The organism is Exiguobacterium sp. s83 (genome assembly GCF_018617095.1).
Taxonomy (GTDB): Bacteria; Bacillota; Bacilli; order Exiguobacteriales; family Exiguobacteriaceae; genus Exiguobacterium; species Exiguobacterium profundum.
This window is the reverse complement of record NZ_JACSJP010000001.1, coordinates 164,119-187,068: the sequence shown is the minus strand read 5'-3', so window position 1 is coordinate 187,068 and position 22,950 is coordinate 164,119. Positions and strand designations below refer to the sequence as shown.

At 38.9% G+C, this 22,950-nt stretch carries 20 protein-coding genes; 13 read left to right on the top strand and 7 right to left on the bottom strand.

Going from position 1 to position 22,950, the window contains the following annotated elements; translation table 11 throughout:
* Nucleotides 1-30: 30 nt before the first annotated feature.
* The 6 genes from KNO73_RS00960 (at nucleotide 31) to KNO73_RS00935 (ending at nucleotide 3,001) form a co-directional block, all read left to right on the top strand.
* Nucleotides 31-798 (top strand): hypothetical protein, encoded by a 768-nt coding sequence (locus KNO73_RS00960; RefSeq protein ID WP_214687770.1) that lies wholly within the window; start codon nucleotides 31-33, stop codon nucleotides 796-798.
* 104 nt (nucleotides 799-902) lie between these two features.
* Nucleotides 903-1,313 (top strand): MarR family winged helix-turn-helix transcriptional regulator, encoded by a 411-nt coding sequence (locus KNO73_RS00955; protein WP_214684779.1) that lies wholly within the window; start codon nucleotides 903-905, stop codon nucleotides 1,311-1,313.
* Between the two features lie 23 nt (nucleotides 1,314-1,336).
* A complete protein-coding gene (locus KNO73_RS00950; RefSeq protein WP_214684781.1) occupies nucleotides 1,337-1,975 on the top strand; it encodes a nitroreductase family protein in 639 nt (212 codons plus the stop codon).
* Between the two features lie 27 nt (nucleotides 1,976-2,002).
* On the top strand, nucleotides 2,003-2,287 hold the full coding sequence (locus KNO73_RS00945; protein WP_214684783.1) for a putative quinol monooxygenase: 285 nt from the start codon (nucleotides 2,003-2,005) through the stop codon (nucleotides 2,285-2,287).
* A gap of 1 nt (nucleotide 2,288) precedes the next feature.
* Nucleotides 2,289-2,651: a DUF1304 domain-containing protein gene (locus KNO73_RS00940; protein ID WP_214684785.1), complete on the top strand. Its 363-nt coding sequence runs from the start codon at nucleotides 2,289-2,291 to the stop codon at nucleotides 2,649-2,651.
* A gap of 77 nt (nucleotides 2,652-2,728) precedes the next feature.
* The gene (locus tag KNO73_RS00935; protein WP_214730757.1) at nucleotides 2,729-3,001 is read left to right on the top strand and encodes a CPCC family cysteine-rich protein; all 273 of its coding nucleotides are present in this window, start codon (nucleotides 2,729-2,731) and stop codon (nucleotides 2,999-3,001) included.
* A gap of 38 nt (nucleotides 3,002-3,039) precedes the next feature.
* Here the strand turns inward: KNO73_RS00935 and KNO73_RS00930 are convergent, their stop codons facing one another.
* The 4 genes from KNO73_RS00930 to KNO73_RS00915 all read right to left on the bottom strand — a co-directional run bounded on the left by KNO73_RS00930 (nucleotide 3,040) and on the right by KNO73_RS00915 (nucleotide 5,872).
* Nucleotides 3,040-3,471 (bottom strand): stage III sporulation protein AH, encoded by a 432-nt coding sequence (locus tag KNO73_RS00930; RefSeq protein ID WP_251024812.1) that lies wholly within the window; start codon nucleotides 3,469-3,471, stop codon nucleotides 3,040-3,042.
* A gap of 13 nt (nucleotides 3,472-3,484) precedes the next feature.
* Entirely contained in the window at nucleotides 3,485-3,847 is a 363-nt protein-coding gene (locus KNO73_RS00925; protein ID WP_214684787.1) for a hypothetical protein, read from the bottom strand.
* A gap of 91 nt (nucleotides 3,848-3,938) precedes the next feature.
* Nucleotides 3,939-5,477, bottom strand: coding sequence for a hypothetical protein (locus tag KNO73_RS00920; protein ID WP_215111925.1), 1,539 nt, complete (start codon nucleotides 5,475-5,477; stop codon nucleotides 3,939-3,941).
* 128 nt (nucleotides 5,478-5,605) lie between these two features.
* Nucleotides 5,606-5,872, bottom strand: a complete 267-nt coding sequence (locus tag KNO73_RS00915; protein ID WP_251024811.1) for a hypothetical protein — start codon at nucleotides 5,870-5,872, stop codon at nucleotides 5,606-5,608.
* Between the two features lie 137 nt (nucleotides 5,873-6,009).
* Here KNO73_RS00915 and dndD (KNO73_RS00910) point away from each other — a divergent pair, with 137 nt between their 5' ends.
* The 7 genes from dndD (KNO73_RS00910) (at nucleotide 6,010) to KNO73_RS00880 (ending at nucleotide 15,095) form a co-directional block, all read left to right on the top strand.
* Nucleotides 6,010-8,256, top strand: coding sequence for a DNA sulfur modification protein DndD (gene dndD, locus KNO73_RS00910; RefSeq protein ID WP_215111924.1), 2,247 nt, complete (start codon nucleotides 6,010-6,012; stop codon nucleotides 8,254-8,256).
* A gap of 5 nt (nucleotides 8,257-8,261) precedes the next feature.
* Nucleotides 8,262-8,657, top strand: a complete 396-nt coding sequence (locus KNO73_RS00905; protein WP_214782485.1) for a hypothetical protein — start codon at nucleotides 8,262-8,264, stop codon at nucleotides 8,655-8,657.
* Between the two features lie 154 nt (nucleotides 8,658-8,811).
* Entirely contained in the window at nucleotides 8,812-9,912 is a 1,101-nt protein-coding gene (dndB, locus tag KNO73_RS00900) for a DNA sulfur modification protein DndB (RefSeq protein ID WP_214817547.1), read from the top strand.
* A 28-nt stretch (nucleotides 9,913-9,940) separates the two neighbouring features.
* Nucleotides 9,941-11,596: a DNA phosphorothioation system sulfurtransferase DndC gene (dndC, locus tag KNO73_RS00895; protein ID WP_215111923.1), complete on the top strand. Its 1,656-nt coding sequence runs from the start codon at nucleotides 9,941-9,943 to the stop codon at nucleotides 11,594-11,596.
* Nucleotides 11,586-13,598 (top strand): DNA sulfur modification protein DndD, encoded by a 2,013-nt coding sequence (dndD, locus tag KNO73_RS00890; protein ID WP_214691169.1) that lies wholly within the window; start codon nucleotides 11,586-11,588, stop codon nucleotides 13,596-13,598. Before dndC ends, dndD (KNO73_RS00890) begins: the two co-directional genes overlap by 11 nt.
* Entirely contained in the window at nucleotides 13,595-13,975 is a 381-nt protein-coding gene (locus KNO73_RS00885; RefSeq protein ID WP_215111922.1) for a DndE family protein, read from the top strand. Before dndD (KNO73_RS00890) ends, KNO73_RS00885 begins: the two co-directional genes overlap by 4 nt.
* Before the next feature lies 1 nt (nucleotide 13,976).
* Nucleotides 13,977-15,095 carry a cysteine desulfurase family protein gene (locus KNO73_RS00880; protein ID WP_215111921.1) on the top strand — a complete coding sequence of 373 codons (1,119 nt, stop codon included), beginning with the start codon at nucleotides 13,977-13,979 and terminating at the stop codon, nucleotides 15,093-15,095.
* A 43-nt stretch (nucleotides 15,096-15,138) separates the two neighbouring features.
* On the opposite strand, the gene dptH is transcribed toward KNO73_RS00880, so the two are convergent.
* From dptH to dptF, 3 genes are read right to left on the bottom strand one after another with little or no spacing between them, the layout of a single operon-like run.
* Nucleotides 15,139-19,176 (bottom strand): DNA phosphorothioation-dependent restriction protein DptH, encoded by a 4,038-nt coding sequence (gene dptH / locus KNO73_RS00875; protein WP_215111920.1) that lies wholly within the window; start codon nucleotides 19,174-19,176, stop codon nucleotides 15,139-15,141.
* On the bottom strand, nucleotides 19,157-20,566 hold the full coding sequence (dptG, locus tag KNO73_RS00870; protein WP_214691177.1) for a DNA phosphorothioation-dependent restriction protein DptG: 1,410 nt from the start codon (nucleotides 20,564-20,566) through the stop codon (nucleotides 19,157-19,159). Before dptG ends, dptH begins: the two co-directional genes overlap by 20 nt.
* Nucleotides 20,567-20,588: 22 nt before the next feature.
* Complete coding sequence (gene dptF, locus KNO73_RS00865; protein ID WP_215111919.1) at nucleotides 20,589-22,910, bottom strand: DNA phosphorothioation-dependent restriction protein DptF; 2,322 nt, start codon at nucleotides 22,908-22,910, stop codon at nucleotides 20,589-20,591.
* Nucleotides 22,911-22,950 lie beyond the last annotated feature (40 nt).

Sequence of the window (22,950 nt, the reverse complement as noted above, 5' to 3'; positions counted from 1 at the left end):
TATCAGGTAGATTGAACGAGAGGTGACGAAATGATTAAAAAACGATTACTGGCAAGTATGGTCGGTGGGGTTCTTGCTGGCGGGCTCTTCGTATATACGACGATTGAAAAGTCAGAGGCACGGGAGACTTATACCGCGTATGTGAAGGAAACGTACAACGAACAACCCGATATCGAGCTGTCACGCGATTGGAAGATGGGCGGTTATGTCGGGGAAGTCACATTGACGAACGAACCGTTCGCCGGAACTTATATTCTCGAAACGTATGGTGACGGCTCCATCCACGATAACGTGCTCGAGACGTATTGGGAACGCGAGGCAGAGCGGACGATTCACGAGCGCCTCGTTTCGAAAAGAATCTTAAAAGAAGAAGAGACCGTCCGTGCGGAAGTACCGACCGGAGTGTCCGATGATGTGCAAGCAAAAGTCAGCCCGGCCCCGCCGTCCATCTATGAAACGAATCCGAAGACGTATCTCGACGTCTCGATCATGTTTCATGAAGACTGGAACAATACGGACGAACAGAAACAACGAATCCTCGATGTCATCCGTGAAGTGGAATCCGACGTCTATTCGATTCACTTCTCGTTCGACGGGAAGCCTGGAGGAAATGATGATTACACAGAACGGTACATGATGTTCACGCGCAAAGCGTCTGACATCGACCCGTCCTTCCTCGATGTGCGGACGATTGAGGATTTGAACGCCTATGACCGCCTGTATGGATTCGACGATACGACATTCACGACAGAATATCGATTTGATGGCACCCCTATCGAAGAGAAGACGACACAATAATCCGGTGTCGTCTTTTTTGAGCGTTTGACTTTACAGGCAATCCAAAACGTTGTATCGTTTGACAAGTCAACGATTGATAAGTCAATTGAGAAAGGTGGGACGCAATGGACCTACGTGAAATCAGCCGATTACTTTACCAAATCAAGGTGGCGGAACAAAATGTCGCATCGTCGTTCGAACGGGAGACAGGATTCAGCCTGACCCGCTACGAGATGTTACAAGTCGTCAAAGAACGAGGCGTTTGTTCGCAACGTGCGATTAAGGAAGAGATGAAAATCGACAATGCCGCCATCACTCGACATTTGAAAATCCTTGAAGAGAAAGGATTTGTCGTCAGAGAGCGGAACGCGGAGAACCATCGCGAGATGTTCGTCCGTGTGACAGAGAAAGCAGAGCAAGACCTAAGGGATTGCGAGCGAGACGAACGGGCCAACCATCTCGTCTTACAAGCCTTGTCCGCTGAAGAGATTCAACACTTATCCGCGCTGCTTCAAAAATTGAACAGTCACGCCTAAACAGAGAAAGAAGGAATTCACCAATGGCAACTACATTCAAAAACAATACATTTACAGACGTCATGTTCGGTCGCAAATCAATCCGTGTCTATGACGAGAACGTGAAAATCTCACAAGAAGAAATGCTCGAGATGATTCAAGAAGCAACGACTGCCCCATCATCGGTCAACATGCAGCCATGGCGTTTCGTCGTCGTCGAGAGCCCAGAAGCGAAAGAGACGCTCAAACCGCTTATCCGTTTCAACACGCGTCAAAACGACACGTCTGCAGCGATGCTCCTCATCTTCGGAGACATGGAGTGCTACGAGTACGGCGAACAAATCTACGATCAAGCGGTCGCAGAAGGTAAAATGCCACAAGAAGTACGTGACCAACAGCTCGACGCGATCATCCCTTACTACAAAAATCTCTCGAAACAAGAGATGAACGACATCGTGAAGATCGATGCGAGTCTCGCAGCGATGCAATTCATGCTCACAGCTCGTGCACACGGCTATGACACGAACCCAATCGGCGGTTTCGAGAAAGACCAACTTGCAGAAGCGTTCGGTCTCGATAAAGATCGTTACGTACCAGTCATGATCTTATCTGTCGGAAAAGCGGCAGAAGAAGGTTACGAATCAGTTCGCCTTGATGCTCAAACGGTCACATCATTCAAATAATTCATTTAACAATCGGAGGAATCAACCGTGATTTTAGTCAACGCCACATTCGATATCCAAGTATTACAACGTGAGAACTTCTTGCGCGATATCCAAATCTTGATCGACTCATCAAAACAAGAAGCAGGGTGTGTCGGATATGACCTATACGAGTCAACATCTGTCGAGAACCGTTTCGTCATGATCGAGAACTGGGAAGACCAAGCCGCTCTCGAGCAGCACAACCAAAACCCAGTCCTCATCAACTTCGCACAAAACGTGGCGAACTACGTGTCAGCGAAACCGGTCGTGCAAGTAGCGGCGGTCAACTAATATGTCGACGCTCACCCTTGTGCTCGGAACGCTCGTCGCCATCGAATTCTTCTATATCTTCTATTTAGAGACGATTGCGACGGCATCCTCGTCGACGTCACGCGTCTTCCGTCTATCGAAAGACGAGCTGACGAGAGACTCGGTGTCGGTTTTGTTCAAAAATCAAGGCGTCTATAACGGATTGATTGGGGTCGGGCTCTTGTACGGACTATACCTTTCCCCAAACCCGGTCGAGATTGTCACCATGATCCTGACCTATATCATCCTCGTTGCCCTATATGGCAGTATCACGAGTGACAAGAAGATTATTCTGACACAAGGTGGGCTTGCCATCTTGACGTTGATCTCGATGGTGATCTTATGACAGAAAGCGTTCGACCTGAGAAAATGGTCGAACGCTTTTTGCTTGTATCCTCTATACTAAATAGTGAGGTGATGATGGTGAGATACACATGCCCATGCTGTGGCTATCAGACGTTAGAAGAGGAACCACCAGGCACATACGACATTTGTCGAATCTGCTTTTGGGAGGACGACGGGGTTCAATTCGATGATCCCGATTATGAAGGCGGTGCGAATACGGTGTCGCTTCGACAGGCTCAACAAAATTACATTCAATTTGGTGCGAGTGAACGGCTCTTTTGTGATGATGTCAGAAAACCGAATAAACACGACAGAAAAGACCCAGACTGGAAACCCTTCTCTAGCAAGTAAACTTAATACAAGGTCACCCATATAAGAGGTGACCTTGATCATTCATCTAATCTAATACGCTCCCACATCTCTTCATCGACGACAAAGAACGATTCATGGGAGCATACCGCAAGCACACATGTCTCTCCCGTATAAAACATCAAGTCTTCCGGAAGTTTCGGATGAATCCAACTGAATAATGAACGACCCCGTTCTTTTAAGAACTGTACCGTCCTGTAATTCATATGAAACGAATATAGATACGCTGTATCCACAGACAGTCGTGTTGTCTCCCACTCACTTACGATAGTTCGTTCAATCAAATCCCAACGAATCTCTTCAGTCAGTACATCCATATACGCTAGACGCTCCTCTTCAATCTCCATGCGTCGCCTGTCTTCCACGAACGCAAAGTGAGTGCAGTGCTCAAGCAAAACATCGATGAGCGCCTCATAGCGCTCTCCCTTTACATCTTGAGTGATCATCAGCATGCTTTCAAGCCTCCTATGGTGAAGCAACAAATATACCCGTCTCTTCCGTAATCTCAAACGAATCTTGATTCCATCTCACTTCAATCGTCCCGACTCTTTCGGGTTCTTCGACACTTCGATATAATCGCCTGACCTCCATGTCAAAAGTGAAAAAGCCACTTGATTGTTTCATATACCCTTCTTGATTCACATATGTATTTGTCTGATCCCCAATCAGCGTAAATGCGTCACAGCTCTCATCTTCACATTGTACCGAATAGGTTTCCTCGAACCAGCTTATAAAGTCATCCATACCTGGGCTTATCGTATACATCGGTGTCACCCTGGCCCAAGCTACAATCAACACAACAAAACCGATGAACAACCATTTTTTCATACGCTCTCCCCTGCTCTCACTATCCAAAGTCTACCATATCCATTTCATCAAAATTAAAAAACCGCCCTGACGAAGTCAGAGCGGAGTCCAATTATAAGGCGAAAATCGCTGCAGATACACCGACGACACCAATGAGCGCCATCGCATATACCGGTACACGTGGCATTTCGCCATTGTTGTCGAGCGCTTTCCCGAACATGTAGAAGACGATTGGGTGCACGAGGAACGGCATCGAGAAGATGAGCGGGATGAGAAGTGACGCTTCCGTTCCGAACATTCCACCTTGAACCGCTGCGAACAAGCCGAAGTGCGAGATCGCTGACGATTGTGCCATCGTCGTGTAATCAAACGCAATTGTGCTGAACGCCAAGATAACGAGACCACCGAAGACGGCCATCATCTGCCATCCGAACGAGAACTGCATAAGGGCTTTGACTTCTTTGAAGTCTTCCCCGTTCGCCGCGCGTAAGTTTTTCAACGCGAGCGCCGTGAGTACGAGACCGACCAAAACGATGATGGCTGTCGGCCAAATCCAGAGCGCACCGTTGTCGGCACTGACCGCGAGGATTGAGAAGACGAAGATATGTCCGAAGAACGGGATGTTGATCATGATTGGCGCACGTTTCGCTGCTACTTGACCGAAGTCACCAGCCGTACACGCTCCTGTGAGACCACTGTGTGAAAGTGACCCTGCCATACCTGGTGCGAGATTACGGATGTGACCCGTGCGAGCGAACCACATGATGAGCGCGATCCCACCGAACATCCAGAACAACTGACCGAAGAAACCGTAGACGAGAATCGAGTTCATGCCTTCGATGGCGAACGCGTCACCGATTCGTGAACCCCCGACCATGAAGTTGGCAGCCAAGACGACCGGGATCCCTGCGAAGAGAAGCGCGCGGACAGTCGGTCCATACGTCCAGTTATGGAAGATGGCACCGAGTGCTGACGAAATCAACATCGCAAAGAAGATTTGCGGAAGTGCGATAATCGGCTGAACCGCTGTCGCAATCAAGAACGAGACGAACAAGATGACAAGCAAGAGGACAGTCTCGATGACACCTTTTTGCATGTATACTTTCTTGTCCTGAATCTGTGCTTTATGGTCGATGAGTAAGAACGACACCGCAAGACCGAGGAGTGCGAGGATTGGGTAGTAAAGCGCAATCCCTTCTGCCGTACCTGGCTCGATTGCCATACGGAAGAATCCTTCCAAACCGACGAGCAAGAAGAACGAACGAAGGATGAAGATGAACTGCGTACGTCCTGTCCCGAGGAACATCTCCTCTTTGGCAGGAATGACGATGTCCTCCATGTCGAGCTCTTGTTTACTCAAGATTTTACGAAGTTCTTGTCCACCGACGAAGAACGAAACGACTAACGCGATGATCGTCGTCCGTGACAAGAAGTCGACAAGCGGGAATTCAGGAAGACCCGGCGTCGCGATACCGATTTCGACCATACCGAATCCGAGACCGAGACCGAAGATGACGATGACGAGGATCGGCGAGAAGCGCGTCCCAGCCACGACCATACGAGATAAAATGACCATTGGAATGACGAAGGCCATAAGCAACCAGAATTGGTTGATCAGTTGCATTTGAGATAATTGCTGTACAAGTTCCATTGACTAACCCCTAACATAATTTTTAGCACACAATATCGAAGTGTACAGGAATGAACATTATGTGACAATAGGGTGTGATGTTTTGTAAACATTGAAAGCGGAACCAAGTGAAATTGGTCCCGCTTTCGTTAGTTATTGGACTGTCTGAGGCCCCAAATTCCTTTATTTCCTGTGGAATAAAAGAGGTCTTCTTTTCCGGTAAAACTCGCCGAATCACTAGAATGTGCACGAATCTGTTTATTGACGTGCCCTTTCCAATCTTTATATCGATCGAGCTCGAGTTGGTAGTATGATTTTTCGACATACGCATAAATGTCTTTTAAAGATGCCGTCCCACCATGGTATTGGAGGGCGAATTGGATTTTGCGTAGTAACAGGCGTTTCACATCTTTCATCTCCTTATATAATTAGCAATTATGTATACCTAATTTATCCATACCCTTTCTAAAAAAGTTACAGGTTTTTAGATGTATTTCCTTTATAATAGGAATATAGACCTGAATATCTCATGTTTGGAAGAAAGGAAATCGATATGAACCAAAAGATTTACAACACTGAAAGAGAGATTTTAGAGGAAGTTGCTTTACGGCATGACCTTTCCCCTAATCTTCTTCAAAACATTCTCACAACATCGAAAGCTAATTACTATGGGGAAGCAATGACTCCAACAAAAAGACAAAAAGAGTTAGAAGAAGAATTAAAGTATTTGATTAAAAAAGGTAATTCTCTAACTCAATCTATTGGTAATTCTAAAAAGTCAGGCTTAAAGTTTGTGCGGATCCAATTAAATAATTACAAAACTTATTTAAATACGCAAACAATCAATTTCGATACACATACAGATGAGAAAAACATCGTTTTAATTGGTGGGTTGAACGGTGCAGGCAAAACGACAATCTTAAAAGCCGTTCGGTACTTACTATTTGGTAGACGAGGAATGACGGATGCTGAATTCCAGCAACAGTTCACTAATACTATTAATAACTCTTTTTTTGAAAAGGGTGGAAGAGAAGCTAGTGCTTCACTGATTTTCGAACCAGGTGATGGTCATCATTATGAAATCAAAGTGGTTTGGCAATATGATAGCAAGAAGCGGGTTGTATCCGAGAATAAAACATTCAGCAAACGAACGATTGGTGCAGCACGTCCAAAACGAAATGAAGAGATCACTCCACACAATGTGGATGATTTTAATCGAACAATTGATAAATTGATTCCATTTGACGCCTCTCAATTTTTAATCTTTGATGGTGAAGAAATTCGACGTATTATTTCATCTCGAAATTCTACAGACTTTAAGGTAACCATCGAGCGTATGAATGGATTCTTACATTTTAATATTTTAAAAAACGACTTAGACAAAATTTATTCCCGCAAGCAAAACGAACTCGCAGTCGCTCAAAAGAGTACGGAGTTGTTAAAATTCAACAAAAAAATTACAGACCTTAAAGCACAACTTAGTGAATGGTCTGAAAAAAGAAGCAAGAGTGAAGAGCGAGTTTCTACTTATAATAAAAAACTTGATTATTATAAAAAACTTCGGAACGACAAGTTAACGCAAAACAGTGAATCACGTGAGGAATTTGCTGCTTCAATGAGTGCATTGCAGGTTCAATATAAACAAACAATGGACCAAATCTCGAAACTGTTTGCTGAGCAGGCAATTCCATCTTTTGCATCCAAAAAAATCAGACTCTTAAACGAACGCTTAACAGCTGAACAACAAATCATTTCAGACCAACAAAAAATTGAACAAGTATTGGCGCCTTACCACCAATTCATGTCTAAACTTTTATCTGAACCAATCGATCCACCGTTGACCGAAGAACAGCTTCGTCAAGTTGAGGAGATTGGGAAAGGGATTTGGTTATCAAAAGAAACAACCCGTACTCCAATCAAGCAAGAAGACCAAAACATTTGGCACGACCTTTCTCCGAACGACCGCAGATACTTAATGAATATCAACGCGGGGACAATCAAACAACAGATTGTTGAGTTAATCAAAAAGTCGAACAATATTAAATATTCGATTGATCAGTTACAGCAAAAAATCGAACTTGCACCCTCTGCTGTCAGTGTTGATGAGGAAGATAAAAACATCCAAGAGACGACAGAAATGCTTGGAAAAGCGAAAAATCTTTATATGAAGCTAAAGAAAAAAGAACAAGAGTGCATTCAAGAAATCCGTTCGATTGAAGCAAAATTAAAAGGTACTAAGTCTACTGCATCAAATGCCATTGATTTAGCAGACGATGTAAAAATTATCGGTGAAATTAAAATTGCAATTGAAGAGTACGCAACGAAAGTACTGCATTGGAAAATCGATGTGATAAGCCGTGAGTTTAATGAAATGCTCAATACCCTTATGCGGAAACAGGACGAATTCGGTAGAGCATTCATTGACCGAGATATGATGATGATTCGAATCGAAAATGAACGAGGTGCAGAAATCGCTATAGAAGAACGATCAGCTGGTGAAATGCAAATCATCTCTTCGGCATTTATTTGGGCAATGATTAAAGCTGCTGACTTAGACCTACCTATGATTATTGATACACCTCTCGGGCGTCTCGATAGTTATCACCGAAGAAATTTAGTTGAACATTTCTACAAACATATTAGTAAACAGGTTGTTATTCTTTCCACGGATACCGAAATCACACCTGAATATGTGAATCTAATGAAAGAATATACTTCAAAACAGATTATGTTGGACTATAACCAAAACGATAAATATACACTCATTCGTGAGGGTTACTTCGAAATTGTGAGAGGATAAAAATTATGGACTCAAAAGGAATAAAACTATCTAAAATTACAAAAGACAGAATCGATGAAATTATTCAACACTTGGATCACTATGCCCCAAAAGACGCTAGACCATTTGTCGTAAAAATATGTTTAATGCACGGGATTGAAAATTTTAATAATCAATCGTCATTACCCGAGGAACTTAAATCTGGTACATGGGATATGGGTGCGATTATCAATGGAAATGACTATCTCCTGGGTAAGCATTTAATCATCAATGACATGCAAAAGGAAATTACAGAGGAAAAAGACATTCGTGATGCAATGCGAAAATATATCGAACTAGGTACGATGAGCATTTATTCACTTATAGAATCAAGTAGCGATTTATTTGAGGAGGATTTTTTGATCAAACTATTAACAGCTTAATCTCAGCGGATTCCCGCTGAGATTTTTTATCGAAATTTCTATATTGTAAAGTCTGTTCGCTATTTTTATACGAACACATATGTTAGACTTTCATTATAAAAACAACAAGTTACGTACGTAATATCATATGTAATATATAGAAGGAGGATATTGTATGGATCCTAATTTCAGCTATAACTTCCCCGCATTACGAGGAAAACAGGCAGAAAAAGAATATTTCGTCGTTATGTGCCCGTTAAAACTGATTCCAAAAATCTTCTTATTCGATGAAGAGGAAGTCCCACCACAATATCGCTCACAGCGAATTTTGAATAAATCTCGAGTCCCAGATATCACAAATTACATTGTAGATCAGTCTAAGGACTATGTATTTTCATCACTTACAGCTTCCATTGATGGTGAAATTCAGTTCACTCCTTTTTCGGATGAGCCGAATTTTAAAGACTTAGGCAAGCTCTCGATCACATTAGATTCTCGTTTTTTAATAAATGATGGTCAACACCGGAGAGCAGCGATTGAAGAGGCTTTAAAAATTATGCCTGAATTAGGTAATGAAACAATTTCTGTTGTATTCTTTCATGATGAAGGTCTAGAACGGTCTCAACAAATCTTTTCAGATTTGAATCGACATGCCGTTAACACAACGTCATCTATCGGTATTTTATATGACCATCGCGATCAGTTATCGCTCCTAACTAAAGAAATCGTTGAAGAGATTCCGCTGTTAAAACGGTATACAGAAATGGAGAAAACGTCCCTCTCCAAGAATTCACCAAAACTTTTAGCGCTAAATCATATTTATAATGCAAATAAACGACTAATTAATAAGAAAAAAGGTGCTCTTTTAACTGAAGAAGACGCATTGAACATCAAAACGTTTTGGCTAACTCTATGCAATAGTATTCATGAATGGGAACAAGTATTTAATAAAGAAATCTCCCCTCGTGATTTACGTATGATTTCAATTGCGGGTCAAGGTTTATTTATCGAAGCAGCGGCTGAAGTTGCGCGCTCTTTAATTGAACAAAAACCTGATACATGGACAGCCTACCTTACAAAATTTAAAGATATTGATTGGAGCCGTTCAAACGAAAAAGATTGGAAAGGTCGTGCCTTTAACGAAAACGGCAGAATTTTAAAGAACAACTACACTATTCGATTGACTGCCATACGAATCAAATCGCTAATCGGCATCAAGCTCACGAAAGAAGAGAAAGATTTCGATCAACAAAAATCAAGCATGAACGTATTATGACTGTTTTGGCACGAGAGGATGACAATTTATGACACAAGGTATTATTAGTAACTTATTTACTCAGCATGAAGGAGATACTGTTTCTAGACGCTCCATCGATTTGATCAAACGTGTGTATTTAAATGACACACGTCCATGGGTGGTCGGATTTAGTGGCGGAAAAGATTCTACACTAACGACTCAACTCATTTTCGAAGCGTTGCTAGAGCTTTCACCAGAACAGTTGCATAAGAAGGTGTTTATCATTTCTTCTGACACTTTGGTAGAAAACCCACTCGTTGTTTCCATGATTAACGGCTCTTTACACCGCATGCAAGAAGCCGCTTTAAAATATAATCTCCCAATCGAAACACAAAAAGTTAAACCACTTACAGAAAAAACTTTTTGGACGAATATTATCGGACGTGGCTACCCTACTCCGAACCAAACGTTTAGATGGTGTACAGATCGTCTTAAAATCGACCCTGCTAACCGCTTCATTAAAGATAAAGTGTCAAAATACGGCGAAATTATTATGGTACTTGGTGTCCGTTCATCTGAGAGCACGAGCCGAGGCCAATCCATAAAAGACCATGAGATTTCAGGTAGCGAATTGATGCGACACACATCATTAGCGAATGCTTATGTATTTGCTCCAATTAAAGAATTTGTTCTAGATGATGTATGGAGCTACCTTCTTCAAAACCCAGCTCCTTGGGGGGAAGACCATCATAAGCTACAGAAAATGTACATGGATTCAAGTAGCGAATGTCCATTAGTCGTTGACCAAAACATTAAAGAAAGTGCTGGTTCTTGTGGGAATAGCCGTTTCGGTTGCTGGACGTGTACGGTTGTCAATCAAGATAAATCGCTTACTGGCTTTATTCAAACTGGTGAACATGACTGGTTAAAACCATTATTGAAGTTCCGCAATAAAATGGTTCTCATTCGTGACGACCGTTCTAAACGAATGCATAAACGAATGAATGGTGCCTTCTATTTATTAGAAGTTCAACATGAAATCAAAGAAGATGGAATCTATATTGTTCAAAAGAAAAAAGGCGGTCGTGCTGCCACTTCTCATAAAGTAGTTGACCGAATTGAAGATTTGACTGATGAGTCTGTTCTTGCCGTTCCTAAAGCACAATTAAGTCAATTTATCGCAAAACACAATATTGACTTGAGCAAACCTGAAGAGTTCAATATTCAGTTTGTCGTTACCGAAACAAACGAGGATGGGCAATCTGTATACTCACACCTTGGTCTTGGTCCTTTCACACTAGCTACTAGAAATGAACTAATGCGCGACTTATTGATTTTACAACGTGATTTAAAAGTTCCAAATTCAGTCGAGTACAAATTAATTCAGGATGATGAGTTACGAGCAATTCGTCGCTTATGGCTCCGTGAAGGTGATTGGAACGATACTTTACCAGAACTTTATCGCGAAGTATTCGGCGTCGACCTGGATTGGGAACATGATGATCGTCAGATTCTAACAAGTGACCAAGCGAATGATTTAGAACTTCTTTCTCAAAAGTATGGTCTTGATTTCAATATGGTTCAAAAACTATTTACAACAGCAAATGATTTTCTAGGTGTAAAGGTTAAACGAGGATTTAATAAAGATGTCGCTGCGCTATTGAGCCAAGACTATTTAAGCCTTTACAAAGAGCAAGGAGTTTTAGAGAGAGATGAAGATTGAATCGATTGTCTTAAAGAATATTGGAGCATATAAAAATCAAACATTTGATTTCAAGAATGAAAACTCTAATAAAAATGTTATTTTAATCGGCGGGAAAAATGGAGCGGGTAAAACAACCTTTTTAAACGCACTTCGCACTGGATTATATGGTAGTCAGGCGTTTGGGATTAAAGCACCTACTCCATCCTACTTCAAAGAAATTGAGAAGTTAATCAATAGCGAAGTAAGAGATCAACGAGAAAGATATAGTACCACTAAACAAATTTCAAAAATCCAAATTACGTTTACAACAACAACGAATCAAACTACATCACGCTATTTATTTGAACGATCATGGGGAATCGACGCTAAGAATATTAAAGAATACTTTAACATCTATCGTGATGCAAATACCTTTGCACTAGCAGAGAAGGATAAGAGTCAAGTCTATTCATTATTCTTAGAACGTACTCCCCTCTATTTGTTTAATGTCTCATTATTTGATGGAGAGACAATTAATCAAATTATTAATGAAGGGAAACTGTCTGAGTACCTAGATGATTTGATGAAAAGTGCATTTAAATTAGAGATTCCAGATTTATTAACGGAAACAATCGAATCACTTGTACGAGACGAAGCCAAGACTAAGCTATCTAAAGATAAATCAAAACGTTTAGATGAGCTTAAAAAACAGCTAAGTGAATCCGAACAAAAATTGCAAAACGTTCAAGTCGATAAATCTCAGCTTCTTCAGAAGATCGAAGTTAGTGAAGCCGAAATCACTGCCTTCTCTGAATCGTTACGCGCACACGACGTGATTAGTAAAGAAGAAGAAGCAAAATTGAAAGAGGAAATAAGAAACCTAGAACAAGAACGACAGAAATTAAAGCAATCTACGTCAGACTTTTTCAATGAGTACTACGCCTTTTCTATCAATCATCACTTGCTTGAAAAAGCTGCAGAACAAGTAGAATCAGAACTATTGATCAGAAGTGTAGAAGATTTAGAAAAAGTCTTCACCGATGAGTTCTATAAGAATGTTTCACGTAATTTAGGAGGATCTGTAGGACATGATTCACTGAAGAATGAATTCAATGCGGCTTTAAAAACGGCTGTTCCGAAAACTGAAATTATTCATGACGCTTCGTTCGGTTCGAAGGCAAAAGTTGAAAATATGATTTCTTCAGTAAACGCTCAATCTTCCTCATCTCTCTTGGCAAACATTAATCGCGATGACGAAATCATAGAGGAACTGAAGATATTACGAAGAAAACTAGTGATTCGAGAAGAAAATCATGCGGATTTTGAAAAACAATTTGAGGAATTGAATCAACTCAAAGTTAGTCATCTTCATTTGAACGAGCAGTTAGAACGTATTGTTAAACTTGAAGAAGAGCTCCAAAATCAGTACTCGATGTTAGTGGAAGAAAACGCCTCACTTCAACAAGAAATCGAGAAAATCACTTCAAAATCGAGCTTATTATCGCAAAATGCGACTTCAACATTAGCTTTACTAGAAGACTTCAAACTTCAACAGCGATATAAAGTCATTCGGAGTGTTGAAGAAAATGCGTTACGCATGTTAAAAACATTGATGCGTAAAGAAGATTACGTAGATAAGCTATCGATTCTACCCGAAGACTTCTCGTTAACTTTGTCATCTAAAGACCAGTCTCAAATTTCTGTAGCTACGCTATCTTCTGGTGAGAAACAGATTCTACTTCTTTCATTAATCTGGGCAATTTTCAAAGTTTCCGAAAATCAAATGCCATTTATCTTCGATACATTGTTAGGCCGATTAGATCGAGATCACCGTTATAACATTTTACGTAACTTACTTCCTAACTTTGGTGAACAAGTGTTAGTGCTATCTACAGACTCAGAAATTAGCAAAGATTACTACGACGTACTCAAACCATCGATTTCTAAAGAGTATAGTCTTCAGTTTGATAATGAACATTTAGAAACACGAGTCATTCCATCGTATTTTGAATTTGAAAACGCGCAGGTGAAAAACTCATGAACTACCGTCTTAAATTAACTGAACAAACGCATCTCTATTTTAAAGAGATTGCAAACTCAACTCATATCACACCGAACATCCTAGCTCGTTTCGCCGTTGGAATATCATTAAAAAACGAAAAAACTCCATCAAGCGTTAAAGGTCAGCCCATTTCTAATTTTGAAATAAATCGTGCCACCTTAACGGGAGAACACGACGAGATGTTTAAAATGATGATTCTTCAACATGCTGAACGCCATATTGAAGAAGAACGATATTTTCCAGATTATTTTAATGCGCATATTACTCGAGGTGCCGAAGAGCTTTATCAAATGTTCCAATTTTCTAGAAGTACCAATCAATTCTTAAGAGAGTTATTGGCTCTCCAGGAGGGATAACATGCTTTATCTAGACAACAGCTCAACGACACCTGTGTATCCAGAAGTACTTGAAGAGATGCTCCCCTACTTTCTTGAAGAGTTCGGAAATCCTTCGAGCAAGTATTATTCACTGGCAGAAAACTCTAAAAATGCTGTTGAACATGCTCGAGAACAGTTAAGTAAATTTCTTAACTGTTCTTCTACCGAGCTGTATTTTACTTCGGGAGCGACCGAAAGTAACAACTGGATTTTAAAGAGTGTAAGTTCAACCTTACCGGATCATCAAGTGATTACTACGGTAACTGAACATTCATCTAATTTGGAAATCGCAAAATATTTGAATGAGCAGCTTAACATTCATGTTGAATACTTGTCAGTCGATGAATTCGGTAGAATCAATTTTTCTGAATTAGAGTCTCTACTAAAAAAACGCCCTACTTCACTCGTTTCAATCATCTGGGGAAATAACGAGTTAGGATCTTTAAATGACATTCAGAAAGCTTCTGAACTAGTTGCTCAATATGGTGCACTCTTTCATACTGATGCCACACATGTCGTCGGAAAGATGAGAATCAACCTGTCAGAACTGACGAACGTTCATTTCTTATCCGCTTCTGCGCATAAGTTCAACGGTCCAAAAGGTATCGGCATCGCTTATGTACAAAAAGATGAGGACGGGATTCCAAGAAAATTGACACCACTTATTCATGGTGGTGGCCAAGAGCAAGGCATTCGAGGCGGGACTCTTGCTGTTCCTCTTATTGTGGGAATGGGAAAGGCAGCTGAAATGCATCAAGCATCCTTGACCAAGAACATCAAAAAGTTAGAGAAACTTGAAGAGTATTTAGTTCAACTTTTAACTCAAAAATTTGGTTCGAACATACGATTTAATAGTGACCATAGAAACAAAATTCCTGGCATTGTGAATATTCAATTCGTTGGTATTAACAATGAAGTTCTCGTAAAACAACTGGCTCCTGTCATGGCGGTCTCAACTGGATCTGCTTGTAGCTCCAGTAAACCAAGTCATGTCCTCCAAGCGATCGGATTAACATTAGATGAAGTTCGATCATCCATTCGATTCTCACTATCGTCAAACATTGAACTAAAAGACTTAGAGATTTTCAAAGAACTGTAAGTAAACGACCGGCTTAAATTAAATTTAAGCCGGTCGTTTACGTTTAAATATTATTAATTTTGAAGGTTTCAAGCATTTCTTCTCTTGGAATATCCTTTTTGCCATCTATAATAGATTGTCGGATTTCTTCAATCGAATACGATCCACCACTTATACCATACTGCTCTGGTAAATTAAGCAACAGAATGTCGTCTTCAACACGTTCAATAAACGAAGTTGTTTCTTCTGTTCTAAATGAAACGACAACACCTTTATTAAAGTACTCGGTTAATTCATTCGAAATTTCATAATCGCCCTTCATCAGTCTTTCGATAACGGAAAGTCTTTCCTGTTCAAAGTCATAATTTTGTTTTCTCTCGCTCCACAACTTTCCTTCAAATAGTTTTTTAGCATTTGCTAAGAAAAGATGTGCAAAGAACATACGATAGTATTGTTGAGAGAATGTAGTTTCTGCTTCCCCCACACCTAATTCTAAATCAAAGAGAGCTTTCGTTCGAACAACTTGGTTTCTAGCTTTATCTATGACATTACTCAAGTTTCTACCGATTTTTACTTCAATTGGATAGAAGTGCATTTTTAACTTACCGTCCGTTTCCTGCATCCCAATCAACAGTAAATCATCTGAGTAACTACCTGACTTACCTAACGCTTTCACAGTGAAAGGTGAATTCGCGTGGTTTAACCCAATTGCTTTCGCCACTCGTAAAATTTCCTCAAGAGAGATTGGGACCCAAGTAATATCATCGGTTGAAAACATCGCCAATGAATATTTAACGGCTGCCAATAAGCTGAATTTTTCACGACTCTTATGCACGTTACGAGCTGTTTCATTACTTAAACCTTGTTGAATCATTGAAAGTAGCCATTCTCCGTTGATCACATTGAACGTTTGAATGATTTCTTTAATACTCTCATCTGTATTCAAATCCGGTTTTTCATGATTCAAGTAATCTTTAATCACTGCCTGATATTGTGCTGTTTTCTTCGTAACTGTAATAGCATCATATCGGTAAGAAGAAGATTGATCATTATAATGAATGATAATCAATTCATTATCCGGGTTTCCTTGCTTAGAAGAAAAATAGCCTAAGTCGACAGTAGGTTCGATTAATGTAACCCAGTGTGAACTTTCATAGATATTTTGTAACTTATAACTATCGCGTGCATCTGTAATACTAGCTAGTGCTGTTACGCCATGTGCAAATGAGCTACTTCCGTTATCTTTCATGTGTACGTTCAATTCATTAAATGATTTGGCACATCGTAATAACAAGTCTTCTTCCTCAATTGCATAACCTCGAAGACCAAACCCCATACTAAACTGACCATCTTTGACTGTCGGTGCAAGTGTCGAATACAAACCATTCATGGCATTACCACTCTTGATATACTCCATTTTGTCTGTGATTACTTGTTCTTCACCACTCATCTTATAGAAACTAATATGAGCATATTCAAAATCATTAGAAGATTTATTTTGAATGTGGTAGTGATTAATCAGCGACTGAATTTTCTCCGCTACTTCTTGCGGGGAGAGAATGAAGTTTTTCGGAATGAGTGCGTACAGATATTCGAACTGTTCCCAGTCATCTTCCATAAAATCTTTTGCAGCAAATTGATCGAAAGCACTTCTATATCGACCTGAATCAGAATAAAGTTTCACTTCTACAGGGATTACTATATCTCGATTTTTCTCATAACTATTCTTTAATTGACGGAACATCCATTCAACTATACCTTTCAGTACCATCTCATCATTACGAATTTCAATTACATTTAAATAAAGTGGTGCTCTAGCGATTTGATTTGTCTGATTAAAGAGTGACGTAAAATGATCGACAAACTGATTTAACTTTTCTTTGACTACTTCAGATAAAAAGCGGTCCGCTTCAGCCACGACAACCTCTTCTTTTACTCGATACACCATCCACTCTGGCAAATCTGATTGGGATTCTGCCTTGTAAGTTTTACCTTCAAACCATAGATATGGGGCTAATGCATCGGCTCGTAGACGTTTCAGTACACTTTCCGAGATTTCCTCTTCTCCAAGTTGCGTATTAAGTTCTAATTGAAATGCAACATTAATCGGATGGAATGGAGTAAAGTAAACAATTTGCTCTTTTTGATTATATAAGACACCTAATTTTAAGATTGAATGCCCCACTTCAAACAATCGATCTGCTTCTTGAATCGATTCAATCGCTTTTACATACGCTTGAACATAATTTAAAGCAACTCGTTTGTATTCATCATCCCAGTAAGCCAACATGGGTACAGTTTTTTTAATCTTGAAGTGGTTTAAGAACAGATTATACGCTTCTCTTAATTCATAATATGCTTTAAACTCCAATTCAATAGGACTGAGGACGCCTGCCGAAAGAACAGCAGTTTGCATACTTTGATTGACCCATTCCATTTCGTAGTCCAAGAAGTCTTTATACTCGTTTTGGGGATAGTAAATTTGATTCTTCAAAATCAATTTCTCATCCGCACTCAGTACAATTGATGCTCGCTTCTCACGTTTTTCTTTATACAACCGTATATTCGGAATCGGATGCGGTTTTGATGCATCGACACTTAATTTAATATTAATTGGTTGCGATTCTCCAACAACTAGCTGCATAAACTGATCGTCTTCAAACAAATCCTGATCAAAATGATACGTAATATTAGGCTCCTCGGATACTTTAACGAGAGCTTGATCTTGGTAAATTGGTTCTTGTGAGCCGTCACCTAAGCGTAATTCACCTTCTTTATTGCCTAGTGTCAAATACTCGGTACCGTTCCCAGTTAAACGCTTCACTTCATAAGTTCCCGCATAATCCTTAAGAACTTCATTAGAGAATGGGAAAATCATAATATTTAGCTCTGAATATAATGTACTTTCATTTTTTACTTTGTACTTTATAGTACATTGCGCAGTATTTTGAACTTGATTTGAAGTTAGTGTCAAATAAAGATTGTTTGTCTTCACATTTGAAGTTACTTCAAGTAAAGGATTACAATACTCAATTTTGACTTGCGACTGTTCTAAGCTTTTCCGAACACCCTTACCCTCAATAAGATATTTAAACTTTAGATTAATTTCTCTTTCATGAGAAGGATTAAAAATTGCAATGTAACGTATGCGTTTTCCTGTCTTTGTCATTTTATGTGGCCGATCCCAAACCACTACCGAGGAATGCTCATTAACTTTTGTAACTTCATCAAGCTCAAATACTTTTTTATTCTTTTCTGCTTTGAGTTTAATTACTTCTTGCAATGTTAATTCATTCCAATGATCATGTTTAAGTTTATTGACACCTTGCTCGTTAAACTTTTTCGGTAATTGCGCCTCAGTCGTTTCATTAAAATGACTCTCTTGTACAAATTCATATAAATCTCGGTTCTCACGAAGTCGTTCACGAATCTCTTTTTTGGATGACGTTTGGATAAACGAATCAAGCTCCTGGTCGTGGAAAAACCTTAACTTTAGAAAATCTTTCTTTGAAAGTTCTGTTTTTTGCATGAGAGAAAGAATTTCTTCAAAATCAAAGAATGATACCCCTTTAAACGAGTTGAACTCTTCTTCGATTTCCTTCAAGTGAAAATTAATCACTTCAACCAATGCACCTTTATTGTCCGACATTTGCTTCAATTCATGCTTAAGTTCTTCTAAAATCTTTTGAGGATTTAACGGCATCCCTTCTTTTTGAAGATTTGCTCCACCACCATCAATACTATCAAGTTGCCCGTGATAAATAACAAGCAATGAGCGATTTAAACCTTCAGCTTCTTGTTCACTAACTAAATTTCGAAGTTTAACGAAGAAGTCAGGTTGAATTCCTTCGCTTTGAGTAGCAATGATTAACTCACTTGTCCCGTAGTCAATCGTAAACGTTTCATATTCAGTAACTCCGTTTAATTTATATTCAAAAGCTTTAACCTGATCTTTTGCTTCCTTCTCGAGATATTCCTTTAAATATTGAACATGGCTCTCTTCTTCGAGTTGCAAATAATACTTATCTCCAGGCTTAGGCGTGTTTACTAAAAAATGGCCATTTATTTTTTTCGTTACATACTCATAAAATTGGTTTGACATACTGTGCCTCCCCACTATCGCTCTTCTTATCGATAACATTAATTTTTTCTAGTAGTTGTAAAAGGGCAGTTGATGATTCGTTATCAAAGTTGATGCCTCTTTTACTTAATCTTTCTAATAGTTCTACAAATGTAATTCGGTCATTTTTACAACTTACAGCGCACATCAGAATTAACATCTCCTGGTTCAGAGACAATACATATCCAAGACGCCCACGACGCTTCGTAAAGTGCGATTTAGCAATATTTTTTGCATGATCTCCATAACGAGACTGCGCTTCTTTCGGAGTCGTCAGTTTCATCGCATTGAATAGTTGTTTAGCTGCTTCGTTAAAAGTTTGACTGTCATTCACATTGCTCTCTAAACCTGCATAAGTAAGAATTCGTTCAGTCTGCAAATCAATATCTTTCAAAAATTGAACTTGATCTGTAGCACTAAGGATAGTAAAATGTTGAAAAATTTCATCATATGTCATGATTTTTGATTTCTCATTCTCTAATGATTGGTTAACAGAGTTACAACTCAACTGAGCCATCGTCAACTCATGAACAAATAAATTTTCACTCGCACTCGTCAACAATCCCATCCCCGAGTTCATCGTTTTTCTTCTTGAAGTAACAGTCGTCTCGTTATGAATTGTGTAGTACATTTTCGATGGATGATTCCAGTTAGACGTCTCGAAGTTATTAATTTTCACTGTTGTTTGAGAAACAATATAGTGTAGGTAATACTTTAATAAATTATTAATTTCTTTCAAAAAGTATTGCGGATGCTCAGCTAAATAGACAAAATCTTCTCCTAATAGTTTTATTGGTAATGAAGAATAAAGAGCATGCTCGGCTTTATATTCTTTGTTCGTTAGACTCGGTAATAAATTTACAATCATCTTGTCTAACAGAGTTTCATTTTGGCCTGCTTTAAAAACCTGTTTAATCTTTTCGATTTCTCCTTCATCTAACGCATGTTGCGTCAAATCCGCTAGAAAAGTACCCAACTTCTTTTTCGTTGCAGGATTGCCTTGGATGTACATGAACATACTTGGATGAGTAACGTTCAACCCTCCATCCCGTTGTAACAGTAATTCACTAAAGAAAGTATGAATTTCATCTTCATGCTCAGGTTGATTCTCGACTCGCTCTAGTACACCTTCTAACAGATAATCCGTATTGAAAGACTTAGCTGACAGTTCTACATTCAGAAGTCTTCTAGAATAAGCACCGATTTCCTTTTCCCAATCGGAAAGAGCGTTTTTAATTGAATCGCTCTTTCCTGTTGTGAAAGGGAGTATTTGATAAAAATTCGAAGTTTGTCGCTTCGTTATTTTTTTCCGACTTTTGTCTAAGACAATAACTTGTTTTTCATCGAAAATTTTCTCTGGTAATAATCTCATTATTTACACCCGCTTTCACAACTTACATTTTACTAAATACGATTTTTTCTTCATTACTAAATGGATCTGCTTCTTGTTTTAAAACGAAGGTTTCTCCAGTTTGGACAACATAAATCAACACTTCTTCGTTATTTGTATTATGTGTACGAATCGCATTTGCGAATTCACTGAATCGAATGGCATCGTCGAAATCAATCTTAGAAGGTTGATATCCTTTATCTATTTTTGAAATTAAACTGAACATCTTATAATCGATTTCTAGCTTAATTCTTTGTTTGCGCTCACCCACTACAAATTGAATGAATAAGGAGTTTCTAAATTGAACCACTTGCTCTTCATTTTTTATCGCCATACTGATTGGATCCAATGTAAAACTAACTGGTTTTGCTATACGATAACGCTTTGAAATTTTCGCATTCGAATCAAACAAATAATTTTTTTGATCTTTTTTAAATCCAAACCATAACATAAGTGCATTCTCAAATTTCTCGTAGAGAGTTTTAAGTTCATATTTTTGACCAGTGTAATAAGCAAATAGATATTTTGAGAATGATTCAATCGTTGTCTGTGTAATATTCATTTCTCTCGGGTTAGACAAATAGAGTAGTCTTAGTAATGATTGTGTGTACTCGTTAACCAATTCACGATCTAATAGATCAAGTTCATATGTTTGACGAGTCAATTCGTCAAATCTAGAGATAAATCCACTCACATCTGACTCTAAATTGATTTGAAGAATGATTTCATCTATCTCTTTGGAACGAGAAGCAACCGGATCTTCATTTCTTAGCATGATTGATATAGGTGAGTCATTCTGAGCTGTAAATATTTTTTGATGAAGGCCATGTATAAGTAACGTCTCAAGTACAATTTTTTGTTTACTGATATTTGTCCAATTTCCTGGAATCATAATTTCGTATATTAAGTTAAAAAATTGGCGCATAGATAAAACTGCTTTTTCTTTTAAAAGAGAACTTGCGATGATGTTTACGAAGTTGCGTTTCACTTGTTGATTACCCATAAGTAAAAAATTGCGATGGATAATCGAATCGATCCCTCTCTTTACATCTTCTTGATAGGCCAAATAAAATGGGTTTTCTTCATTTTGATCGAACATTTTTGATAAAATACCCATTAAGAAATTCGATTCTACGCCGCCTTTAGTAAGTTCATACATTGGATAATCTGAGAAACTGACCATGGAAAAATGATCATGTTGCGTTGCTTGGGAGATCTCATTCTCAAAAATACCTGATTGCTCAATATATGAAATCAATGAATTGAACGTGTAATGATTATCGAATGAACTCACGAAGTCATATAAAAACTTATGTAATACCCCTAAGTTGATCGCCAGTACAAACTCTTCCGAACCTTCATTCAGGTGCTGATCGGAAAATGGAATTAATTTTTCAAGTAAAGTCTCCATTGCAGTTTTACGAGGAGAAAGACTTTCTGTCGCATCATTCCAAATTTTATTTTTATATCGATTCATCAGTTCAGGTTCTGCCGATTGAAGATGTGAAAGAATATGCGATTTTCCATCCCCTACACTACCAATTAATAGCGTTAATCGTTTTTGGGCAGGTTGCTGAAGCATCTGAATTAATTTCTTTTCGATCGGGCGTTCTACGTGTAAATACTGCTTTAATGAACTCAATGGGAGTTCTGCACTTTCAACCGCCTCTTTTGAAGATTCATTTAATCTTGACATCAGGTTATACAAATAGCTTTCGCCATCTGTTTCAATTTGAGGTAAAAAATCAAATAGCTTATTTGTTTCTTTTTTCTCTCCCACGGTTCTTTTTTCAATAGGATCTTCTTTTGTTGAAGCAGAACTGAGTGCTTTTAATTTTTCTTCTAGTTGCGCTTCCAAGATTTTTAAGATATCATCATGCCCTCGATCACTGTTCTTTTCAGCTGGATGAGTCGGTGGAGCGTATCTAGGTATAGATGGTGGGTTTTCATAACTAAGGACATAAGACTCAACAATGTTGTATAAACTCGACCAGATTTTCGGTAGAATTTCATGCGCCTCTTTAGTGAACAATTCATGTGCAGCACTGTTTCCGTTTCTTCGAACGTAATGAAGATCCGAAGCCAATTCGCGGTCGATGATTTCTTCAGACTGTAACAAACGAATGTTATCATTTAAGTTGTATGTATTTTGCAAACCACTTACTTCTAGCCATTCATTCACGATTGCTTCAATCATTTTTCTGGCATTTAGAAGAGCAAAGTCTGTTTCTTTAGAATAATATTTATCTTCTACAATCTGGGCCAACTCTTCCGCTTTTGGATTAATTGGTTTTAGAAATGAGAAAAAGTATTCCATGTTATTCATTCCTTTCAATCACCTTGATAACTTTTTTATTAACTATATT